The organism is Pseudomonas sp. CC6-YY-74, assembly GCF_002025205.1.
Lineage (GTDB): Bacteria > Pseudomonadota > Gammaproteobacteria > Pseudomonadales > Pseudomonadaceae > Aquipseudomonas > Aquipseudomonas paeninsulae.
This window is the reverse complement of the sequence record NZ_CP019947.1, coordinates 3,980,015-3,995,618: the sequence shown is the minus strand read 5'-3', so window position 1 is coordinate 3,995,618 and position 15,604 is coordinate 3,980,015. Positions and strand designations below refer to the sequence as shown.

The 15,604-nt window shown below is 63.4% G+C and carries 12 protein-coding genes; 10 read left to right on the top strand and 2 right to left on the bottom strand.

The features are described from left to right. The first annotated feature begins 8 nt into the window (after positions 1-8). Entirely contained in the window at positions 9-1,496 is a 1,488-nt protein-coding gene (zwf, locus tag B2D37_RS18160; RefSeq protein WP_177345249.1) for a glucose-6-phosphate dehydrogenase, read from the top strand. A gap of 90 nt (positions 1,497-1,586) precedes the next feature. On the opposite strand, the gene B2D37_RS18155 is transcribed toward zwf, so the two are convergent. Further along, positions 1,587-1,937: a cytochrome c family protein gene (locus B2D37_RS18155; RefSeq protein ID WP_079204013.1), complete on the bottom strand. Its 351-nt coding sequence runs from the start codon at positions 1,935-1,937 to the stop codon at positions 1,587-1,589. An 844-nt stretch (positions 1,938-2,781) separates the two neighbouring features. On the opposite strand from B2D37_RS18155, the gene ectA reads away from it, so the two are divergent. The 5 genes from ectA (at position 2,782) to B2D37_RS18130 (ending at position 7,451) form a co-directional block, all read left to right on the top strand. Beyond that, a complete protein-coding gene (gene ectA, locus B2D37_RS18150; RefSeq protein WP_079204012.1) occupies positions 2,782-3,312 on the top strand; it encodes a diaminobutyrate acetyltransferase in 531 nt (176 codons plus the stop codon). After that, positions 3,309-4,595, top strand: a complete 1,287-nt coding sequence (gene ectB, locus B2D37_RS18145; RefSeq protein WP_079204011.1) for a diaminobutyrate--2-oxoglutarate transaminase — start codon at positions 3,309-3,311, stop codon at positions 4,593-4,595. The genes ectA and ectB overlap by 4 nt, the downstream gene beginning before the upstream one ends. 10 nt (positions 4,596-4,605) lie before the next feature. Next, a complete protein-coding gene (locus tag B2D37_RS18140) occupies positions 4,606-5,001 on the top strand; it encodes an ectoine synthase (RefSeq protein ID WP_079204010.1) in 396 nt (131 codons plus the stop codon). Positions 5,002-5,022: 21 nt separating this feature from the next. After that, positions 5,023-5,931: an ectoine hydroxylase gene (gene thpD, locus B2D37_RS18135; RefSeq protein ID WP_079204009.1), complete on the top strand. Its 909-nt coding sequence runs from the start codon at positions 5,023-5,025 to the stop codon at positions 5,929-5,931. Positions 5,932-6,020: 89 nt separating this feature from the next. Continuing rightward, on the top strand, positions 6,021-7,451 hold the full coding sequence (locus B2D37_RS18130) for an aspartate kinase (protein ID WP_079204008.1): 1,431 nt from the start codon (positions 6,021-6,023) through the stop codon (positions 7,449-7,451). Positions 7,452-7,571: 120 nt separating this feature from the next. Here B2D37_RS18130 and B2D37_RS18125 read toward each other — a convergent pair whose 3' ends face one another. Continuing rightward, the gene (locus tag B2D37_RS18125) at positions 7,572-10,448 is read right to left on the bottom strand and encodes a bifunctional diguanylate cyclase/phosphodiesterase (RefSeq protein WP_079204007.1); all 2,877 of its coding nucleotides are present in this window, start codon (positions 10,446-10,448) and stop codon (positions 7,572-7,574) included. A 231-nt stretch (positions 10,449-10,679) separates the two neighbouring features. On the opposite strand from B2D37_RS18125, the gene uvrD reads away from it, so the two are divergent. The 4 genes from uvrD to B2D37_RS18105 all read left to right on the top strand — a co-directional run bounded on the left by uvrD (position 10,680) and on the right by B2D37_RS18105 (position 15,574). Beyond that, positions 10,680-12,869, top strand: coding sequence for a DNA helicase II (gene uvrD, locus B2D37_RS18120; RefSeq protein WP_079204006.1), 2,190 nt, complete (start codon positions 10,680-10,682; stop codon positions 12,867-12,869). Positions 12,870-12,913: 44 nt separating this feature from the next. Then, positions 12,914-14,008: a TRAP transporter substrate-binding protein gene (locus B2D37_RS18115; RefSeq protein ID WP_079204005.1), complete on the top strand. Its 1,095-nt coding sequence runs from the start codon at positions 12,914-12,916 to the stop codon at positions 14,006-14,008. 210 nt (positions 14,009-14,218) lie between these two features. After that, positions 14,219-14,890, top strand: coding sequence for an outer membrane protein (locus B2D37_RS18110; RefSeq protein ID WP_177345248.1), 672 nt, complete (start codon positions 14,219-14,221; stop codon positions 14,888-14,890). Positions 14,891-14,995: 105 nt separating this feature from the next. Then, complete coding sequence (locus B2D37_RS18105; RefSeq protein ID WP_079204003.1) at positions 14,996-15,574, top strand: TetR family transcriptional regulator; 579 nt, start codon at positions 14,996-14,998, stop codon at positions 15,572-15,574. The last annotated feature ends 30 nt before the right edge of the window (positions 15,575-15,604 follow it).

Here is a 15,604-nt window from a genome sequence, read left to right as displayed (position 1 = left end):
TATACTACATGGCCGACGCCCCCGCACGGCTAAACCGAGTCGGAGTTCCCGCTTTGAGCATTCCCTGTGACATGCTGGTTTTTGGCGGCACGGGCGACCTGGCCCTGCACAAGCTGCTGCCTGCGCTCTACCACCTGCACCGCGTCGGCCGGCTGCACGCTGACGTGCGTATCCTCGCCCTGGCGCGCAGCGCGCATAGCCGTAGCGCCTACCAGGCCCTTGCCGAACGCCACTGCCGCGCCGAAGTGGCCCGCGCCGACTTCGACAACGACACCTGGCAGAGCTTCGCCGCGCGTCTCGACTATTTCGCCATGGACGCCAGCCAGAGCGCCGACTTCGGTCGCCTGGCCAAGCACCTTGGCGCCGCTGGCGAGCGTGTGCGGGTCTACTACCTGGCCACCGCGCCCGACCTGTTCGAGGACATCGCCTCGCACCTGAAGATCGCCGGCCTGGCCGGGCCTCATGCGCGCATCGTGCTGGAGAAGCCGATCGGTCACTCGCTGGCGTCGGCGCAGGCGATCAACGCGGCGATCGGTGCGGTATTCGACGAGTCGCGGGTATTTCGCATCGATCACTACCTGGGCAAGGAAACCGTGCAGAACCTGATGGCGCTGCGCTTCGCCAACGCCCTGTTCGAGCCGGTGTGGCGCGCCGGGCACATCGACCACGTGCAGATCAGCGTGTGCGAGACCCTCGGCGTGGAAAATCGCGGCGCCTACTACGACAACGCCGGCGCCATGCGCGACATGATCCAGAACCACCTGCTGCAATTGCTCTGCCTGGTGGCCATGGAAGCGCCGGTGCGCTTCGACGCCGAGGCGGTGCGCAACGAGAAGCTCAAGGTGCTCGAGGCGCTGAAGCCCATCTCCGGCCTCGACGTGCGCGACAAGACGGTGCGCGGCCAGTACGGCGCCGGCAAGATCGGCGGGCAGGAAGTGCCGGCCTACTACTTCGAGAAGAATGTCGACAACGACAGTGATACCGAGACCTTCGTCGCCCTGCAGGTGGAAGTCGAGAACTGGCGCTGGGCTGGCGTGCCCTTTTACCTGCGCACCGGCAAGCGTCTGGCGAAGAAAACCTCGGAGATTCTGATCCAGTTCAAGCCGGTGCCGCACCAGCTGTTCGGCGACGGCGAGGCCAATCGCCTGCTGATCCGCCTGCAGCCGGAGGAGTGCATCAGCCTGCAACTGATGGCCAAGAACCCCGGCAAGGGCATGCGCCTGGCGCCGGTGGAGCTGGACCTCAACCTGGCCCAGGCGTTTCACCAGAAGCGCCGCTGGGACGCCTATGAGCGCCTGCTGCTGGACGTGATCGAAGGCGACTCGACGCTGTTCATGCGCCGCGACGAAGTCGAAGCGGCCTGGAGCTGGATCGATCCGATCATCAATGGCTGGCAGCAGCACCACCAGAGCCCGCGACCCTATGCGGCCGGCAGCAGAGGGCCGGAGCAGGCCAGCCTGCTGCTGGAACTGGCGGGGCGCAAGTGGATGGAGTGAGCTGGCGCACACGGCGCCGACCCACCGGGAAGGTGCCGTGCGGCAGATCGGCGGGTTGCGCTGTGACGTTGCAACCCAGTGGCCAGTGGCTTACTTCAGTGAACGCAGGAAGCTGATCAGGTAATCCTGTTCAGCTGGATCGATAATGGAGACGTGACGCATTCGCGTGCCCGGAACCAGCGCCTGGTTGTCGCTAATCCACTTGCGCAGGTTGTCTTCGCTCCAGGTGATCCCCGAAGCCTGCATGGCGTTCGAGTAGGCAAAGCGGGGCACGGCAGCCGCCGGACGACCGACCACACCAAACAGGCTGGGGCCGAAGGCGTTCTCGCTGCTGTCCAGCGAGTGGCACGCCGTGCAGTGGTGACTGAACAACTGGCGTCCGGCCGCCTCCATGCCGCCCTCTGCAGCCTGGACCAACGGGCCGCAGCCAATGCCGTGCATAACAACGCTAATGATGATGACAGGCGCATTTTCATTCTGTAATTCCCTCTCTGATGACTAGGCAAAAACAGTATATTTTGTAGGGCTTTTGTTCGGCTCTTGTACAAAAGCCGCAATTGCATGGCACCAAAGTACTTTTCTGCATGAGGCCATGAACAGATCTCGGCTCGAACGGGGCGCAGGCGCAGTCGCTGCTGGCCCTGAACCCGCGACGGGCAACTTTGCCACACTACCGAACGGCGAAAGATTGAGTGGCTAATAGCGCGACGAGCAGTTGTCCACTATAGCCGTGAGCAATTCCCGAACCTGGTCGATATATCCACTAGCCATTGGATTTTATTTAGCACCGCCCGCGCCCTGTAACCAACCCCCTCTGCCGCCGTGCATCTTCCCAGCGCTGGGCAGGTATTCTACGAAAGATCCGGGAGATTCACGGGCGTCATATCCACCCGCATATTCCAGCAGATATACAGCGGATATCTGACAACATTACGGCCGTCTGCGCAGGCAATCGCCGGCACTCGATAAACTGCCTAGAGCCCTTGAAAATAGCGGCATTCAGCCCGAATCATGGTTCATCGTCCAGGCGCTTTATCAGCGGTGAAATATAACTACTGCAATGGCGAAATTGGCCTCCGGCAGAACCGCCAGTCGAGGCGCCGATATGCAGCGAAATTCCTGTGCCTATCGACAAGTGCAACTCGCTAGTTACGGGAACTTAAACTAAGGCACTCTAAGCTAATTCTCACGCCGCGATTAAGGCGGGTATCCGGATTGCGGGTTGAGAAAGCTTACGCAGTATGTGTAACCTAATAGGGATTTGCACAACTTCAAGGATGTTAGTTTGAATTTTGCCCCCGTCACATTCCGTCGTCCAACCGACGGCGACGGATATTCGCTGCATCAATTGGTAGCCCGCTGCCAACCCCTGGACACCAATTCCGTGTATTGCAATTTACTGCAATGCGCCGACTTCGCCGATACCGCCATTGCCGCCGAGAACGCTGACGGCCAACTGGTGGGATTCATCTCCGGTTACCGTCCTCCCTCGCGCCCAGACACGCTATTCGTCTGGCAAGTTGCGGTGGATACCTCGCTACGCGGTCAGGGTTTGGCTCTACGCATGCTGCTGGCGCTGACCGAACGGGTCGCCGCCCAGGGCGTAGGCTTTCTGGAAACCACCATTTCGCCGGATAACGGCGCCTCCCAGGCGCTGTTCAAGCGGGCTTTTGCCCGCCTGGGCGTCGACTACGAGACGCGCACCCTGTTCTCCCGCGCCGGGCATTTCGCCGGCCAGCATGAGGACGAAGTGCTCTATCGCGCCGGCCCGTTCAACGCATCCGTCTTGGCAGAAACACATAAGGAAAATGCATGAAACTCTTCGAACAGAATGAATCGTCCGTTAGGAGCTATTGCCGCTCATTCCCCGTGGTATTCGACCAAGCGCGCGGTTCTGAACTGATCACCCGCGACGGCAAACACTACATCGACTTCCTCGCCGGCGCCGGTACGCTCAACTACGGGCATAACCACCCGGTGCTGAAGCAGGCGTTGCTCGACTACATCGGCAACGACGGCATCACCCACGGCCTGGACATGTATTCCGATGCCAAGGAGCGCTTCCTCGAGACCTTCAGCCGCTTGATCCTCAAGCCGCGCGGCATGCACGACTACGTGATGCAGTTCACCGGACCGACTGGCACCAACGCGGTGGAAGCCGCATTGAAGCTGGCGCGCAAGGTCACCGGGCGCAGCAATATCATCAGCTTCACCAACGGCTTCCACGGCTGCAGCATCGGCGCGCTGGCCGCCACCGGCAACCAGCACCATCGCGGTGCCGCTGGCGTGCCACTGACCGATGTCAGCCGCATGCCCTACGCCAACTATTTCGGCGACAAGGTCAACACCATCGGCATGATGGACAAACTGCTCAGCGACCCGAGCAGTGGCATCGACAAGCCGGCGGCGGTCATCGTCGAAGTGGTGCAGGGCGAAGGCGGGCTGAATGCCGCTTCCGCCGAGTGGGTGCGCAAGCTGGAGAAGCTCTGCCGCAAGCACCAGATGCTGCTGATCGTCGACGACATCCAGGCCGGCTGCGGGCGCACCGGCAGTTTCTTCAGCTTCGAGGAAATGGGTATCAAGCCGGACATGATCGCCCTGTCCAAGTCGCTCAGCGGCTTCGGTCTGCCGTTCGCCATGCTGCTGCTGCGCAAGGAACTGGACCAGTGGAAGCCGGGCGAGCACAACGGCACCTTCCGCGGGAACAACCATGCCTTTGTCACCGCCGCCGCCGCCATCGAGCACTTCTGGCGCGACGACGAGTTCGCCAAGAGTGTGCGCGCCAAGGGCAAGCGCATCGCCGATGGCATGAACAAGATCGTGCGTCGCTATGGCCCGGATTCGTTGTTCATCAAAGGTCGCGGCATGATGATCGGCATCAGCTGCCCGGATGGCGACACCGCGTCCGCCATCTGCCGGCATGCCTTCGAGCACGGCCTGGTGATCGAAACCAGCGGCGCCCACAGCGAAGTGGTCAAGTGCCTGTGCCCGCTGATTATCAGCGAAGCGCAGATCGACAAGGCCATGACCATCCTCGACGCGGCCTTCGCCGCCGTGATGGCCGACCAAACCGCCAACCAGGCCTCTAAGGCCTCTTGAGGAGCTGAATATGATCGTACGTACCCTCGCCGACTGCGAGCAGTCCAACCGCAAGATCGTCAGCGAAACCTGGGACAGCACACGCATGCTGCTCAAGGACGACAAGATGGGCTTTTCCTTTCACATCACCACCATCTACGCCAACAGCGAGACCCACATCTGGTACCAGAACCACCTGGAATCGGTGTACTGCATCAGCGGTGAAGGCGAGATAGAGACCATTGCCGACGGCAAGATCTACCCGATCGCCCCCGGCACCCTGTACATCCTCGATAAGCACGACGAGCACCTGCTGCGCGGCACCACGGAAATGCAGATGGCTTGCGTGTTCAATCCGCCGCTCAACGGCAAAGAAGTGCATGACGAAAGCGGTGTCTATCCGCTGGAGGCAGAACCCGTCGCCTGATCAGACTCGGAGGAGTCACCCGTGCAGACCGATCTATACCCTTCGCGCCAGCAGGAACAACCGAGCTGGCAGGACCGCCTGGACCCGGTGGTCTACCGTAACGACCTGGAAAATGCGCCGATCAGCGTCCAGCAGATCGAGCGCTACGAGCGCGACGGCTACCTGGTGCTGCACGACGTGTTCAGCGCCGACGAGGTGGCGGTGTTGCTCCAGGAACTCGACCGCGTACGCCGCGACCCGGCGGTGGCGGACTCCGCCAAGACCATCAGCGAACCGGAAAGTGGCGCGGTGCGCTCGGTGTTCGCCGTCCACAAGGACAACCCGCTGTTCGCCCAGGTTGCCCGCGACGAGCGCATCGCCGGCATCGCGCGCTTTTTGCTTGGCGGCGAGCTGTACGTGCATCAGTCGCGGATGAACTTCAAACCGAGCTTCACCGGCAAGGAGTTCTACTGGCATTCGGATTTCGAAACCTGGCACGTCGAGGACGGCATGCCGCGCATGCGGGCGCTGAGCTGCTCGATCCTGCTCACCGACAACCAGCCGCACAACGGCCCGCTGCTGCTGATCCCCGGCTCGCACAAGCACTACGTGCGCTGCGTCGGCGCCACGCCGGAGAATCACCACCAAGAGTCCCTGCGCAAGCAGCAGTTCGGCGTGCCGGATGACCACAGCCTGAGCGAGATGGCTGGCCGCTACGGCATCGACACCGCCCTCGGCCCGGCCGGCAGCGTGGTGTTCTTCGACAGCAACATCCTCCACGGCTCCAACAGCAACATCACCCCCAGCGCGCGCAGCAACCTGTTCTATGTCTACAACCAGGTGGACAACGCGCTACAGGCGCCTTTCTGCGCGCACACACCACGCCCGGCCTTCGTCGCCGAGCGCGAGGATTTCTCCGCGCTGGATATCCGGCCGCAAGAGTACCTCTGACCCACAGACAGGCCCGCAACAGCGGGCCTGTTCTCTTCCCGGGTGGGCGCTTGTCGGCCACCCGCCGAAATCACCACGAGCGAACTCTCATGCATACCGTAGAAAAAATCGGCGGCACCTCCATGAGTCGCTTCGAGGAAGTGCTCGACAACATCCTTATCGGCCGACGCCAGGACGACCAACTGTATCAGCGGGTCTTCGTCGTTTCGGCTTACAGCGGCATGACCAACCTGTTACTGGAGCACAAGAAGACCGGCGAACCCGGTGTCTACCAACGCTTCGCCGACGCGCGCAGCGAAGAAGCCTGGAGCGAGGCGCTGGCGACGGTGCGCCAACAGATGCTGGCGCAGAATGCCGCGCTGTTCGACGGCGAATTCGAGCGGCATGCGGCCAACCAGTTCATCGGTTCGCGCATCGACGATGCCGGCGAATGCATGCGCAGCCTGCAACGGCTGTGCGCCTACGGCCACTTCCAACTGAGCGAACACCTGATGAAGGTGCGCGAGATGCTCGCCTCGCTGGGCGAGGCGCACAGCGCCTTCAATACCGTGCTGGCGCTCAAGCAGCGCGGGGTCAACGCCAAGCTGGTCGACCTCACCGGCTGGCACCTGGATGCGCCACTGGCATTCGAAGCGATGATCGGCAGTCGCTTCGCCGAGGTCGACCTGAGTCGCGAACTGGCCGTTGCCACCGGTTACACCCATTGCAGCGAAGGCTTGATGAACACCTTCGACCGCGGCTACAGCGAGATCACCTTCGCCCAGATCGCCGCCGCCACCGGCGCCCGCGAAGCGATCATCCACAAGGAATTCCACCTCAGCAGCGCCGACCCCAAGCTGGTTGGCGCAGGCCAAGTGGTGACCATCGGCCGCACCAACTACGACGTCGCCGACCAGCTGTCCAATCTGGGCATGGAAGCGATCCATCCGCGTGCGGCCAAGACCCTGCGCAGCGCCGGCATCGAACTACGGATCAAGAACGCCTTCGAACCCGAGCATACCGGCACCCTGATCAGCCAGAACTACCGCAGCGAGCGGCCCTGCGTGGAGATCATCGCCGGGCGCAAGGACGTGTTCGGCCTGGAAGTGTTCGACCAGGACATGCTCGGCGATGTCGGCTACGACATGGAGATCACCAAGCTGCTCAAGCAGCTCAAGCTATACGTGGTCAACAAGGACTCCGACGCCAATAGCATCACCTATTACGCCTCGGGTTCGCGCAAGCTGATCAACCGCGCCGCGCGACTGATCGAGGAGCGCTACCCGGCCGCCGAGGTGACCGTGCACAACGTCGCCATCGTCTCGGCGATCGGCTCGGACCTGAAGGTCAAGGGCATCCTCGCCAGGACGGTGGCGGCGCTAGCGGAAGCGGGCATCAGCATTCAGGCGGTGCATCAATCGATCCGCCAGGTGGGGATGCAGTGCGTGGTCAACGAGGACGACTACGCTGCCGCCGTGGCCACGCTGCACCGGGCGCTGATCGAGCCGGAGAATCACGGCGATGTGATAGTCGCGGCCTGACCCAGGCCAACCCCGTTACTCCACCGGCGTCAGTTCGGCCACGGCAAGCGGCGGCATCGATTGCGCCGGCAGGCCACGGCCTTTGCCTGGTACGTCGCGGCGACGCGCAGCGACATCCCCTCAGCGGGCGTCGGCCTGGTCGCGTAGAAACTGGGCGAATTGCTCGGCCGGCACCGGTTTGCTGATCAGGTAGCCCTGGATCTCGTCGCACTTGTGGGCCTTGAGGAAATCCATTTGCGCTTGGGTTTCCACCCCTTCGGCGACCACCTTCAACTCCAGGCTATGGGCCATGACGATGATCGCGCGGGTAATCGCCGCATCCTCGCCGCCGAGCGCCAGGTCGCGGATGAAGGTCTGGTCGATCTTCACGTAGTCCACCGGGAAACGCTTGAGGTAACTGAGCGAGGAGTAGCCGGTGCCGAAGTCGTCGATCGCCAGTTTCACCCCCAGGTCACGCAGCTGCTGAAAGGTGGTGATGACGCTTTCGACGTTGTCGAGTAACTGGCTCTCGGTCAATTCGAGCTCGAGGAACTGCGGCGCCAGGCCGGTTTCGTCGAGCACCTGGCGTACCAGGCTGGTCAGCTTGCCCTGGCGCAACTGATGCACCGAGAGGTTGACCGACACACGGATCTGCGCCAGACCCTGCAGCTGCCAGTCCCGCGCCTGCTGGCAGGCGCGGCGCAGGACGAATTCGCCGATCGGTGCGATCAGCCCGGTTTCCTCGGCCAGACCGATGAAATCCCCCGGTGGCACCAGGCCGCGCTCCGGATGGCGCCAGCGCACCAACGCCTCGGCGGCATTCAGGCTGTCGTCGGCCAGGCACAGCTTGGGCTGATAGAACACCTCCAGCTGGTGCTCGTCGATCGCCTTGCGCAGCTGGGTCTCCAGTTGCAGGCGTTCCAGGGTGCAGGCCTGCAGGTTGTCGGTGAAGAACTGGAAGGTGTTACCGCCCAGGTGCTTGGCGTGCTGCATGGCCATGTCGGCCTGGCTGACCAGGGTGGAGATCTCCCGCGCGTTGTCCGGCAGCAGGCTGATGCCCACGGAGGCGCTGACCACCAGCTCCTGGCCGCCGACGGTCATCGGCAGGCGCAACTTGGCCAGCAGGCGGCTGGCCATGCGCGCCAGGGTCGAGAGGCTGCCGTAGGAATCGAGCAACACGGCAAACTCGTCGCCGGACAAGCGCGCAATGGTGTCGGCCTCGGGTATGGCCTGACTCAGGCGCCGGCTCATCTGCCGCAGCAACTGGTCGGCCACTTCATGGCCCAGGCTGTCGTTAAGCCACTTGAAACGATCCAGGTCGACGTGCAGCAGGGCCAGGCTGCGCCCACTCTGCCGCGAACGTTGACTGGCCTCGTGCAGACGCGCCTTGAACAGGCTGCGGTTGGCCAGACCGGTGAGGTCGTCGTAGTGCGACAGATAGCGCAGACGCTCCTCGGCCTCGCGCCGCGACGACAGGTCGGCGAAGAAACCGACGATATGACTGACCAGCCCCCGCGCATCGCGCACCACCTTGAGTTGCAGCAATTGCGGGTAGAGTTCGCCGTTCTTGCGCGTCTCGATCAATTCGCCCTGCCAGTGGTCGCCGCGCTCCAGCTCCAAGCGGATCAGCTGGTACTGGTGACGGGTGTCGCGGCTGCTGATCAGGCTGGCGACGCTTTTGCCGAGCACGTCTTCCTGGCGATAGCCGGTGACCTGGCTGAATGCCTGGTTGACCGCCAGCAGGCGGTAATCCGGGTCGAGGATGACGATGCCTTCGCTGGCCGCCTCGAACACCGTGGCGGCCAGCCGCTGCTGCTCTTCCTGCTGCTTGCGTGCGGTGATGGTGCGCCGCGTACCGAGCATGCGCAGCACCCGGCCCTGGGCGTCGCGCTCCACCGCGCGGCCGCGATCCTCGACCCAGACCCAATGGCCGTCGGCATGCTTGACCCGGTATTCGATCTGATAGTCGTCGCTGCGCCCCTTCATATGCTCGACCAGGGTCCGGCGCAACAATGGCAGATCGTCCGGGTGCAGGCGCGGCTTGAGGTCGCGCAGCATGACCTGCACCGCCTCGGGTTCGAGGCCGAAGATTTCCTTGAGCTGCGAGTGATGCACTTCATCGCTCTGCAGGTTCCAGTCCCACAGCCCCAGCTCGCTGGCCTCCAGGGCCAGGGCCAGGCGCGCCTCGCTCTTGCTCAGGGCGTGGGTGGTGGCGTCCAGCTTCAGGGTGCGCTCGGCCACGCGCATTTCCAGCTCATCATGGGCCGTGCGCAGCTCGCCTTCGGCCCAGCGGCGCTGCTCGACTTCGTGGGCCAGTTCGCCATTGAGCGCCTCGGCCTGTTGCCGGGCATGTTCCAGGCGGCCGATCAGCGCCTGATTCTGGAAGCGCTGCAACAGGCTGCGCTGCACCAGGCGGTTGACCTGCCAGACCACCACCAACAGGGTCATCAGCAGGATGCCGCCAAGCACGCCCCAGCCACGCAGCAGGCTATGTTCGCTGAGCAGCAGATACGCCACCGACGGCAGCAAGCAGGGCAAGGCGAAGGTCAGGAAGGCCGACAGGCTGACGGCATAGGCCACGCTGGCGGACAGGGTCGCCGCCGCGATCAGGCCGTAGACCAGGGCCTGCTGGTAGAACACATCGGCCGGCACCAGGGCGATGGCGGCGAAGGCCAGGGTCAGACCGGAAGCGCCGGCGCCAAGCAGGAAGTTGCGCCGCCAATGCGCTTGCACCTGGCTGCTCGGTTGGGCGCGATTGAAGGCGCTGACCTGGAGCAGGCGCATAACGGCCAGCAGCACCAGCCAGATCAGCCAGCCGGAGAGCAACACACGGCTCGGCGGCGCCCAGAGCAAATAGGCACAGGCCGCGCCATTGAGCAGCATGAATAGCGTCGGCACCCACGAGCCTTGATACAGCAGGCGGGTCCGTTCGATGGCGATATCCGTGGCGAATTGCTGACGAATCTCGCGTGTCGTGTCCAACGTCAGTTCGGCAGCGGCGCTAGCGGTCTGGGTCATAGGCTATTTTCTTGTATTGGGTGCCTAGGTCGGCGGAGCATACCCGAGCTAGAGGCATCGCCCAACAATCATCTGTGCAAATTCATAGGCCCGGCAAGTGACTTTGCGCGACCAGGATGACCTGCAACAACCACCCGGCAAGGTGACTTGCCGGTCGTCCATTGGCCGCGCTGCTGGCATGCGCGGCTTACCCGGTTTGCCCTCGTTGCCGCCGCCCCCTAGAATGCCGCGATGCAAAATGACCCCGAACTCCTGATCGCCTCCCTCAACGATGCCCAGCGCCAGGCCGTAGCCGCCGGCCTGGGCCAGCAACTGGTGCTGGCCGGCGCCGGCTCCGGCAAGACCCGGGTGCTGGTGCACCGTATCGCCTGGCTGATCCAGATCGTCAACGCCTCGCCCCACAGCGTCCTGTCGGTGACCTTCACCAACAAGGCCGCCGCCGAAATGCGCGCGCGCATCGAACAGATGCTCGGTGTCAATCCGGCCGGCATGTGGGTCGGCACCTTCCATGGCCTGGCCCACCGCCTGTTGCGGGCGCACTGGCAGGAGGCCGGCTTGCAGGAAAACTTCCAGATCCTCGACTCCGACGACCAGCAGCGCCTGGTCAAGCGGGTGATGCGCGAGCTGGGCCTGGATGAGCAGCGCTGGCCGGTCAAGCAGGCGCAATGGTTTATCAATGGGCAGAAGGATGAAGGCCTGCGGCCGAAGAACATCCAGCCCGGCGGCGACCTGTTCCTCGCCACCATGCTGAAGATCTACGAAGCCTACGAAGCGGCCTGCGCCCGCGCCGGGGTGATCGACTTCTCCGAACTGCTGCTGCGCGCGCTCGACCTGTGGCGCGACAAACCGGGCCTGCTCGAACATTACCAGCGACGCTTCCGGCATATCCTGGTCGACGAGTTCCAGGACACCAACGCCGTGCAGTACGCCTGGCTGCGCCTGCTGGCCAGGGGCGGCGAGAGCCTGATGGTGGTCGGCGACGACGACCAGTCGATCTACGGCTGGCGCGGGGCCAAGATCGAGAATATCCACCAGTACAGCCGCGACTTCCCGGCCGCCGAAACCGTCCGCCTGGAGCAGAACTATCGCTCCAGCGCCGGCATCCTCAAGGCCGCCAACGCGCTGATCGCCAACAACCAGGGGCGCCTGGGCAAGGAATTGTGGACCGAAGACGGCGACGGCGAGCCGATCAGCCTGTACGCCGCCTTCAATGAACACGACGAAGCCCGCTACGTGGTCGAGACGATCGAAGACGCCCTGCGCAAGGACGGCCTCAAACGCAGCGAAATCGCCATTCTCTACCGCTCCAACGCCCAGTCGCGGGTGCTCGAAGAGGCGCTGCTGCGCGAGAAAATCCCCTACCGCATCTATGGCGGCCAGCGCTTCTTCGAGCGCGCCGAAATCAAGAACGCCATGGCCTATCTACGCCTGCTCGACGGTCGCGGCAACGACGCGGCGCTGGAGCGGGTGATCAACGTACCGGCGCGCGGTATCGGCGAGAAGAGCGTCGAAGCGATCCGCGCCTACGCCCGTGAGCATGACGTGGCGATGTGGGAGGCGGTGCGCCTGATGGTCGCCAACAAAGCCCTGCCGGCCCGTGCCTCGGGCGCCCTGGCCGGCTTTGTCGAGTTGATCGAGAACCTCGCGGCCAAGGTGCTGAGCATGCCGCTGCACCTGATGACCCAGACGGTGATCGAGCAGAGCGGGCTGATTGCCTACCACCAGGCGGAGAAAGGCGAAAAAGCCCAGGCGCGCATCGAGAACCTGGAGGAGCTGGTCAGCGCCGCGCGCACCTTCGATAACGGCGAAGATGACGAGCAGTCGCCGTTGCAAGCCTTCCTCGGCCACGCCTCGCTGGAAGCCGGCGACACCCAGGCGGCGGAAAACGAAGACAGCATCCAGCTGATGACCCTGCACAGTTCCAAGGGCCTGGAGTTTCCCCAGGTGTTCCTGGTGGGCATGGAAGAAGGCCTGTTCCCGCACAAGATGAGCCTGGAAGAACCCGGCCGGCTCGAGGAAGAGCGGCGCCTGGCCTATGTCGGCATCACCCGCGCCATGCAGAAGCTGGTGATCAGTTACGCTGAAGTCCGCCGCTTGTATGGCAATGAAACGCGTAACTCGATCTCGCGCTTCGTCCGCGAAATTCCAGCGGAGCTGATCCAGGAAGTGCGCCTGTCCAATAGCGTCAGCCGGCCCTTCACCGGGAACAGCCGCAGCATGAGCGGCAGTAGCATGTTCGCCGGCAGTGCCATACCGGACACCGCGTTCAGCCTCGGCCAACGAGTGCAGCATGCGCTGTTCGGCGAGGGCACCATCCTCAACTTCGAGGGCTCCGGCGCCCAGGCACGGGTGCAAGTGAATTTCGAGAGCGAAGGCAGCAAATGGTTGATGCTCGGTTACGCCAAGCTGGATGCGTTGTGATGCACATTCCATAGGCTACACATTCAAACAATAAGGACGCCCCGATGAACCGCCGTAACCTCTTCACCGCTGCCGTGGCGCTGCTCGCCGCCCTTGGCCTGGCCGGCTGCAATGACGAAAAAGCCGGTAGCGAACAGGCCGCCGTCGAACCGGCGCAGAGCTTCCAGTGGAAGATGGTCACCGCCTGGCCGAAGAATTACCCGGGCCTGGGCACCGCCGCCGAGCGTTTGGCTGAGCGGGTCAAGACCATGAGCGCCGGGCGCCTGACCATCAAGGTGTATGCCGGCGGTGAGCTGGTGCCGCCGCTGGAGGTGTTCGATGCGGTCTCGCGCGGCACCGCCGAGCTGGGCCATGGCGCCGCCTACTACTGGAAAGGCAAAGTGCCGGCGGCGCAGTTCTTCACCGCCGTACCCTTCGGCCTGTCGACCTTGGAAATGAACGCCTGGCTGAGCAAGGGCGGCGGTCAGGCGCTGTGGGACGAGGCCTATGCACCTTATGGGGTCAAGCCGGTGGTAGTGGGCAATACCGGCATGCAGATGGGCGGCTGGTACAACAAGGAAATCAACTCGCTGGACGACCTCAAGGGCCTGAAGATCCGCATGCCGGGCCTCGGTGGCGAAGTCCTGAGCAAGCTCGGTGCGACCACCGTCAACCTGCCCGGCGGCGAGGTGTTCAGCGCCCTGCAGACCAACGCCATCGATGCCACCGACTGGGTCAGCCCTTACAACGACCTGGCCTTCGGCCTGCATAAAGCCGCCAAGTTCTACTACTACCCGGGCTGGCAGGAACCCCAGGCGGTGCTCGAACTGCTGATCAACCAGCAGGCCCTCGACAGCCTGCCGGCCGACCTGCAGGCGATTCTCACCGAGGCTGCTCGCGCCGCCAGCCAGGACATGATGGACGACTATGTCTACCACAACGCCCTGGCCCTAGATGAACTCAAGCAGCAGGGCACCCTGCTCAAGCGCTTCCCCGACGAAGTGCTCGACGCCATGCAGCGTGAATCCGAAGTGGTGCTCGGCGAACTGGCCGCACAGAGCGAGCTGAATGGACGTATCTGGGCCTCGATGAAGGCCTTCCAGGCCCAGGCCAGCCAGATGCACAAGCTGTCCGAGAAAGAATTGTATAACTGGCGTTGAGCATTCACGCCTAGGCCGGGTTACGCCACACGTTGGCCGTTTCAGCTTGCAGCCATGCCTGCTGGAACCGCCCGTGCACCACACAAGCGAGAACACCCTGATTGCAGCATGCCTGCGCATGACTCACGCACGGATAGCTGATCATAAAAATTGTCGGCACCGTCACCTCACACACAACCACGCTAATAAGAAATGACAAGGATTACCCCGATGAAACGCGCCTTACTCCTTACCGCTCTTCTGACCCCGCTGTCAGCCTTGGCCCAAGGTTTCGAAGGTGCCTACGCCGGCCTCTACACCGGTTATGCCTGGGCCAAGGACAAAGGCACCAGCTATGGCCAAGTGACCGACGCCAAAACCGGCTGGACCCAGGAAACCAATCCCAAGTCTGCGCAATATGGCGCGCTTGCCGGCTATAACTGGACGCTTACAAATAGCTGGCTGGTGGGACTCGAAGGTGACTACGAAGGCCGGGGTGACCAGAGCGACAGCAACTATCAGGAGTTCAACGGAACCGCCGACCCACGGTACGTTGGCACTAGTGGCCTCAACTCCAGCGGCTCCCTGCGCGCCCGCGCCGGCTATTTGCCGAGCAACAATCTGTTGCTGTTCGCTACCGCGGGCTATGCCTATGCCCGCGTCGAGCGGAAGTGGAGAGACCAACTCGCCGGCACGAGCGAAACCAACACCAATGGCCAGGACGGCTGGACGGTCGGCGCAGGCGCCGAATACCTGCTGAGCGACGCCTTTTCCGCCCGAATCGAGTACCGCTACGCCGATTTCGGCACCCAGGAAAATCTCCCCGTCGCTATGTGGGGCGAAGAGTACAAACAGCGCCTGACCGAGCAAAGCGTGCGCCTGGGGGCGGCTTACCACTTCTGAGCCACCCTTGCTCGTGCGCGGGTAGCGCCGCCAGACTGAACCCGCCCGTCGTATCCCACCACCGACCTCCCGCTCAGCCACCATACTACTGAGCGGAGGTGAAGCATGCCGCGTTCCAACCCATCCGCATCACAGATCCTCGATGGCGCCTTGCAATTGGCCGATGTCTGCGGCTGGGAGCGTTTGCATCTGTTCGATGTGGCGGCGCACCTGAACGTTGGCCTGGGCGCCATCGCCGCCCATTACCGGGAAAAGGACCAATTGGTCGACGCCTGGTTCGACCGCGCCGACCGCGCCATGCTGGTGCGCAGCAGCGCCGCCGACCTCGGTGCACTGGAGCCGGCCAAGTGCCTGGAAGAGCTGCTGGTCGCCTGGCTCGACAGCCTGGCCGCGCACCGCTCGGTGACCGGGCAGATGCTGCTGTACAAACTCGAGCCCGCGCATCTGCACCTGCAGGTACTCGGCCTGCTGCGCATCAGTCGCACCGTGCAATGGTGGCGCGAAGGTGCCCGGCGGGAAAGCCGCCACCTGCAACGCATCGCCGAGGAAAGCCTGCTGACCGGCGCCTACTTGCGCAGTTTCATCCACTGGTTGCGTCACCCCGAGGAAGACCCCGCCGAGTTCCGCGCCTTCCTGCGTCGGCAGCTGCGCTACGGGCCGCTGCAGATGCTGTTGCGCCGGTAAGTGGCGGCGCCGAAGCCATACCGTTGAGCG

What these genes read in the sequence shown, in the direction of transcription:
- B2D37_RS18155 (WP_079204013.1), bottom strand. Translation starts at nt 1,937, where the DNA reads ATGCACGGCATTGGCTGCGGCCCGTTGGTCCAGGCTGCAGAGGGCGGC.
- B2D37_RS18105 (WP_079204003.1), top strand. Translation starts at nt 14,996, where the DNA reads ATGCCGCGTTCCAACCCATCCGCATCACAGATCCTCGATGGCGCCTTG.
- B2D37_RS18110 (WP_177345248.1), top strand. Translation starts at nt 14,219, where the DNA reads ATGAAACGCGCCTTACTCCTTACCGCTCTTCTGACCCCGCTGTCAGCC.
- zwf (WP_177345249.1), top strand. Translation starts at nt 9, where the DNA reads ATGGCCGACGCCCCCGCACGGCTAAACCGAGTCGGAGTTCCCGCTTTG.
- ectB (WP_079204011.1), top strand. Translation starts at nt 3,309, where the DNA reads ATGAAACTCTTCGAACAGAATGAATCGTCCGTTAGGAGCTATTGCCGC.
- uvrD (WP_079204006.1), top strand. Translation starts at nt 10,680, where the DNA reads ATGCAAAATGACCCCGAACTCCTGATCGCCTCCCTCAACGATGCCCAG.
- B2D37_RS18130 (WP_079204008.1), top strand. Translation starts at nt 6,021, where the DNA reads ATGCATACCGTAGAAAAAATCGGCGGCACCTCCATGAGTCGCTTCGAG.
- B2D37_RS18125 (WP_079204007.1), bottom strand. Translation starts at nt 10,448, where the DNA reads ATGACCCAGACCGCTAGCGCCGCTGCCGAACTGACGTTGGACACGACA.
- B2D37_RS18140 (WP_079204010.1), top strand. Translation starts at nt 4,606, where the DNA reads ATGATCGTACGTACCCTCGCCGACTGCGAGCAGTCCAACCGCAAGATC.
- B2D37_RS18115 (WP_079204005.1), top strand. Translation starts at nt 12,914, where the DNA reads ATGAACCGCCGTAACCTCTTCACCGCTGCCGTGGCGCTGCTCGCCGCC.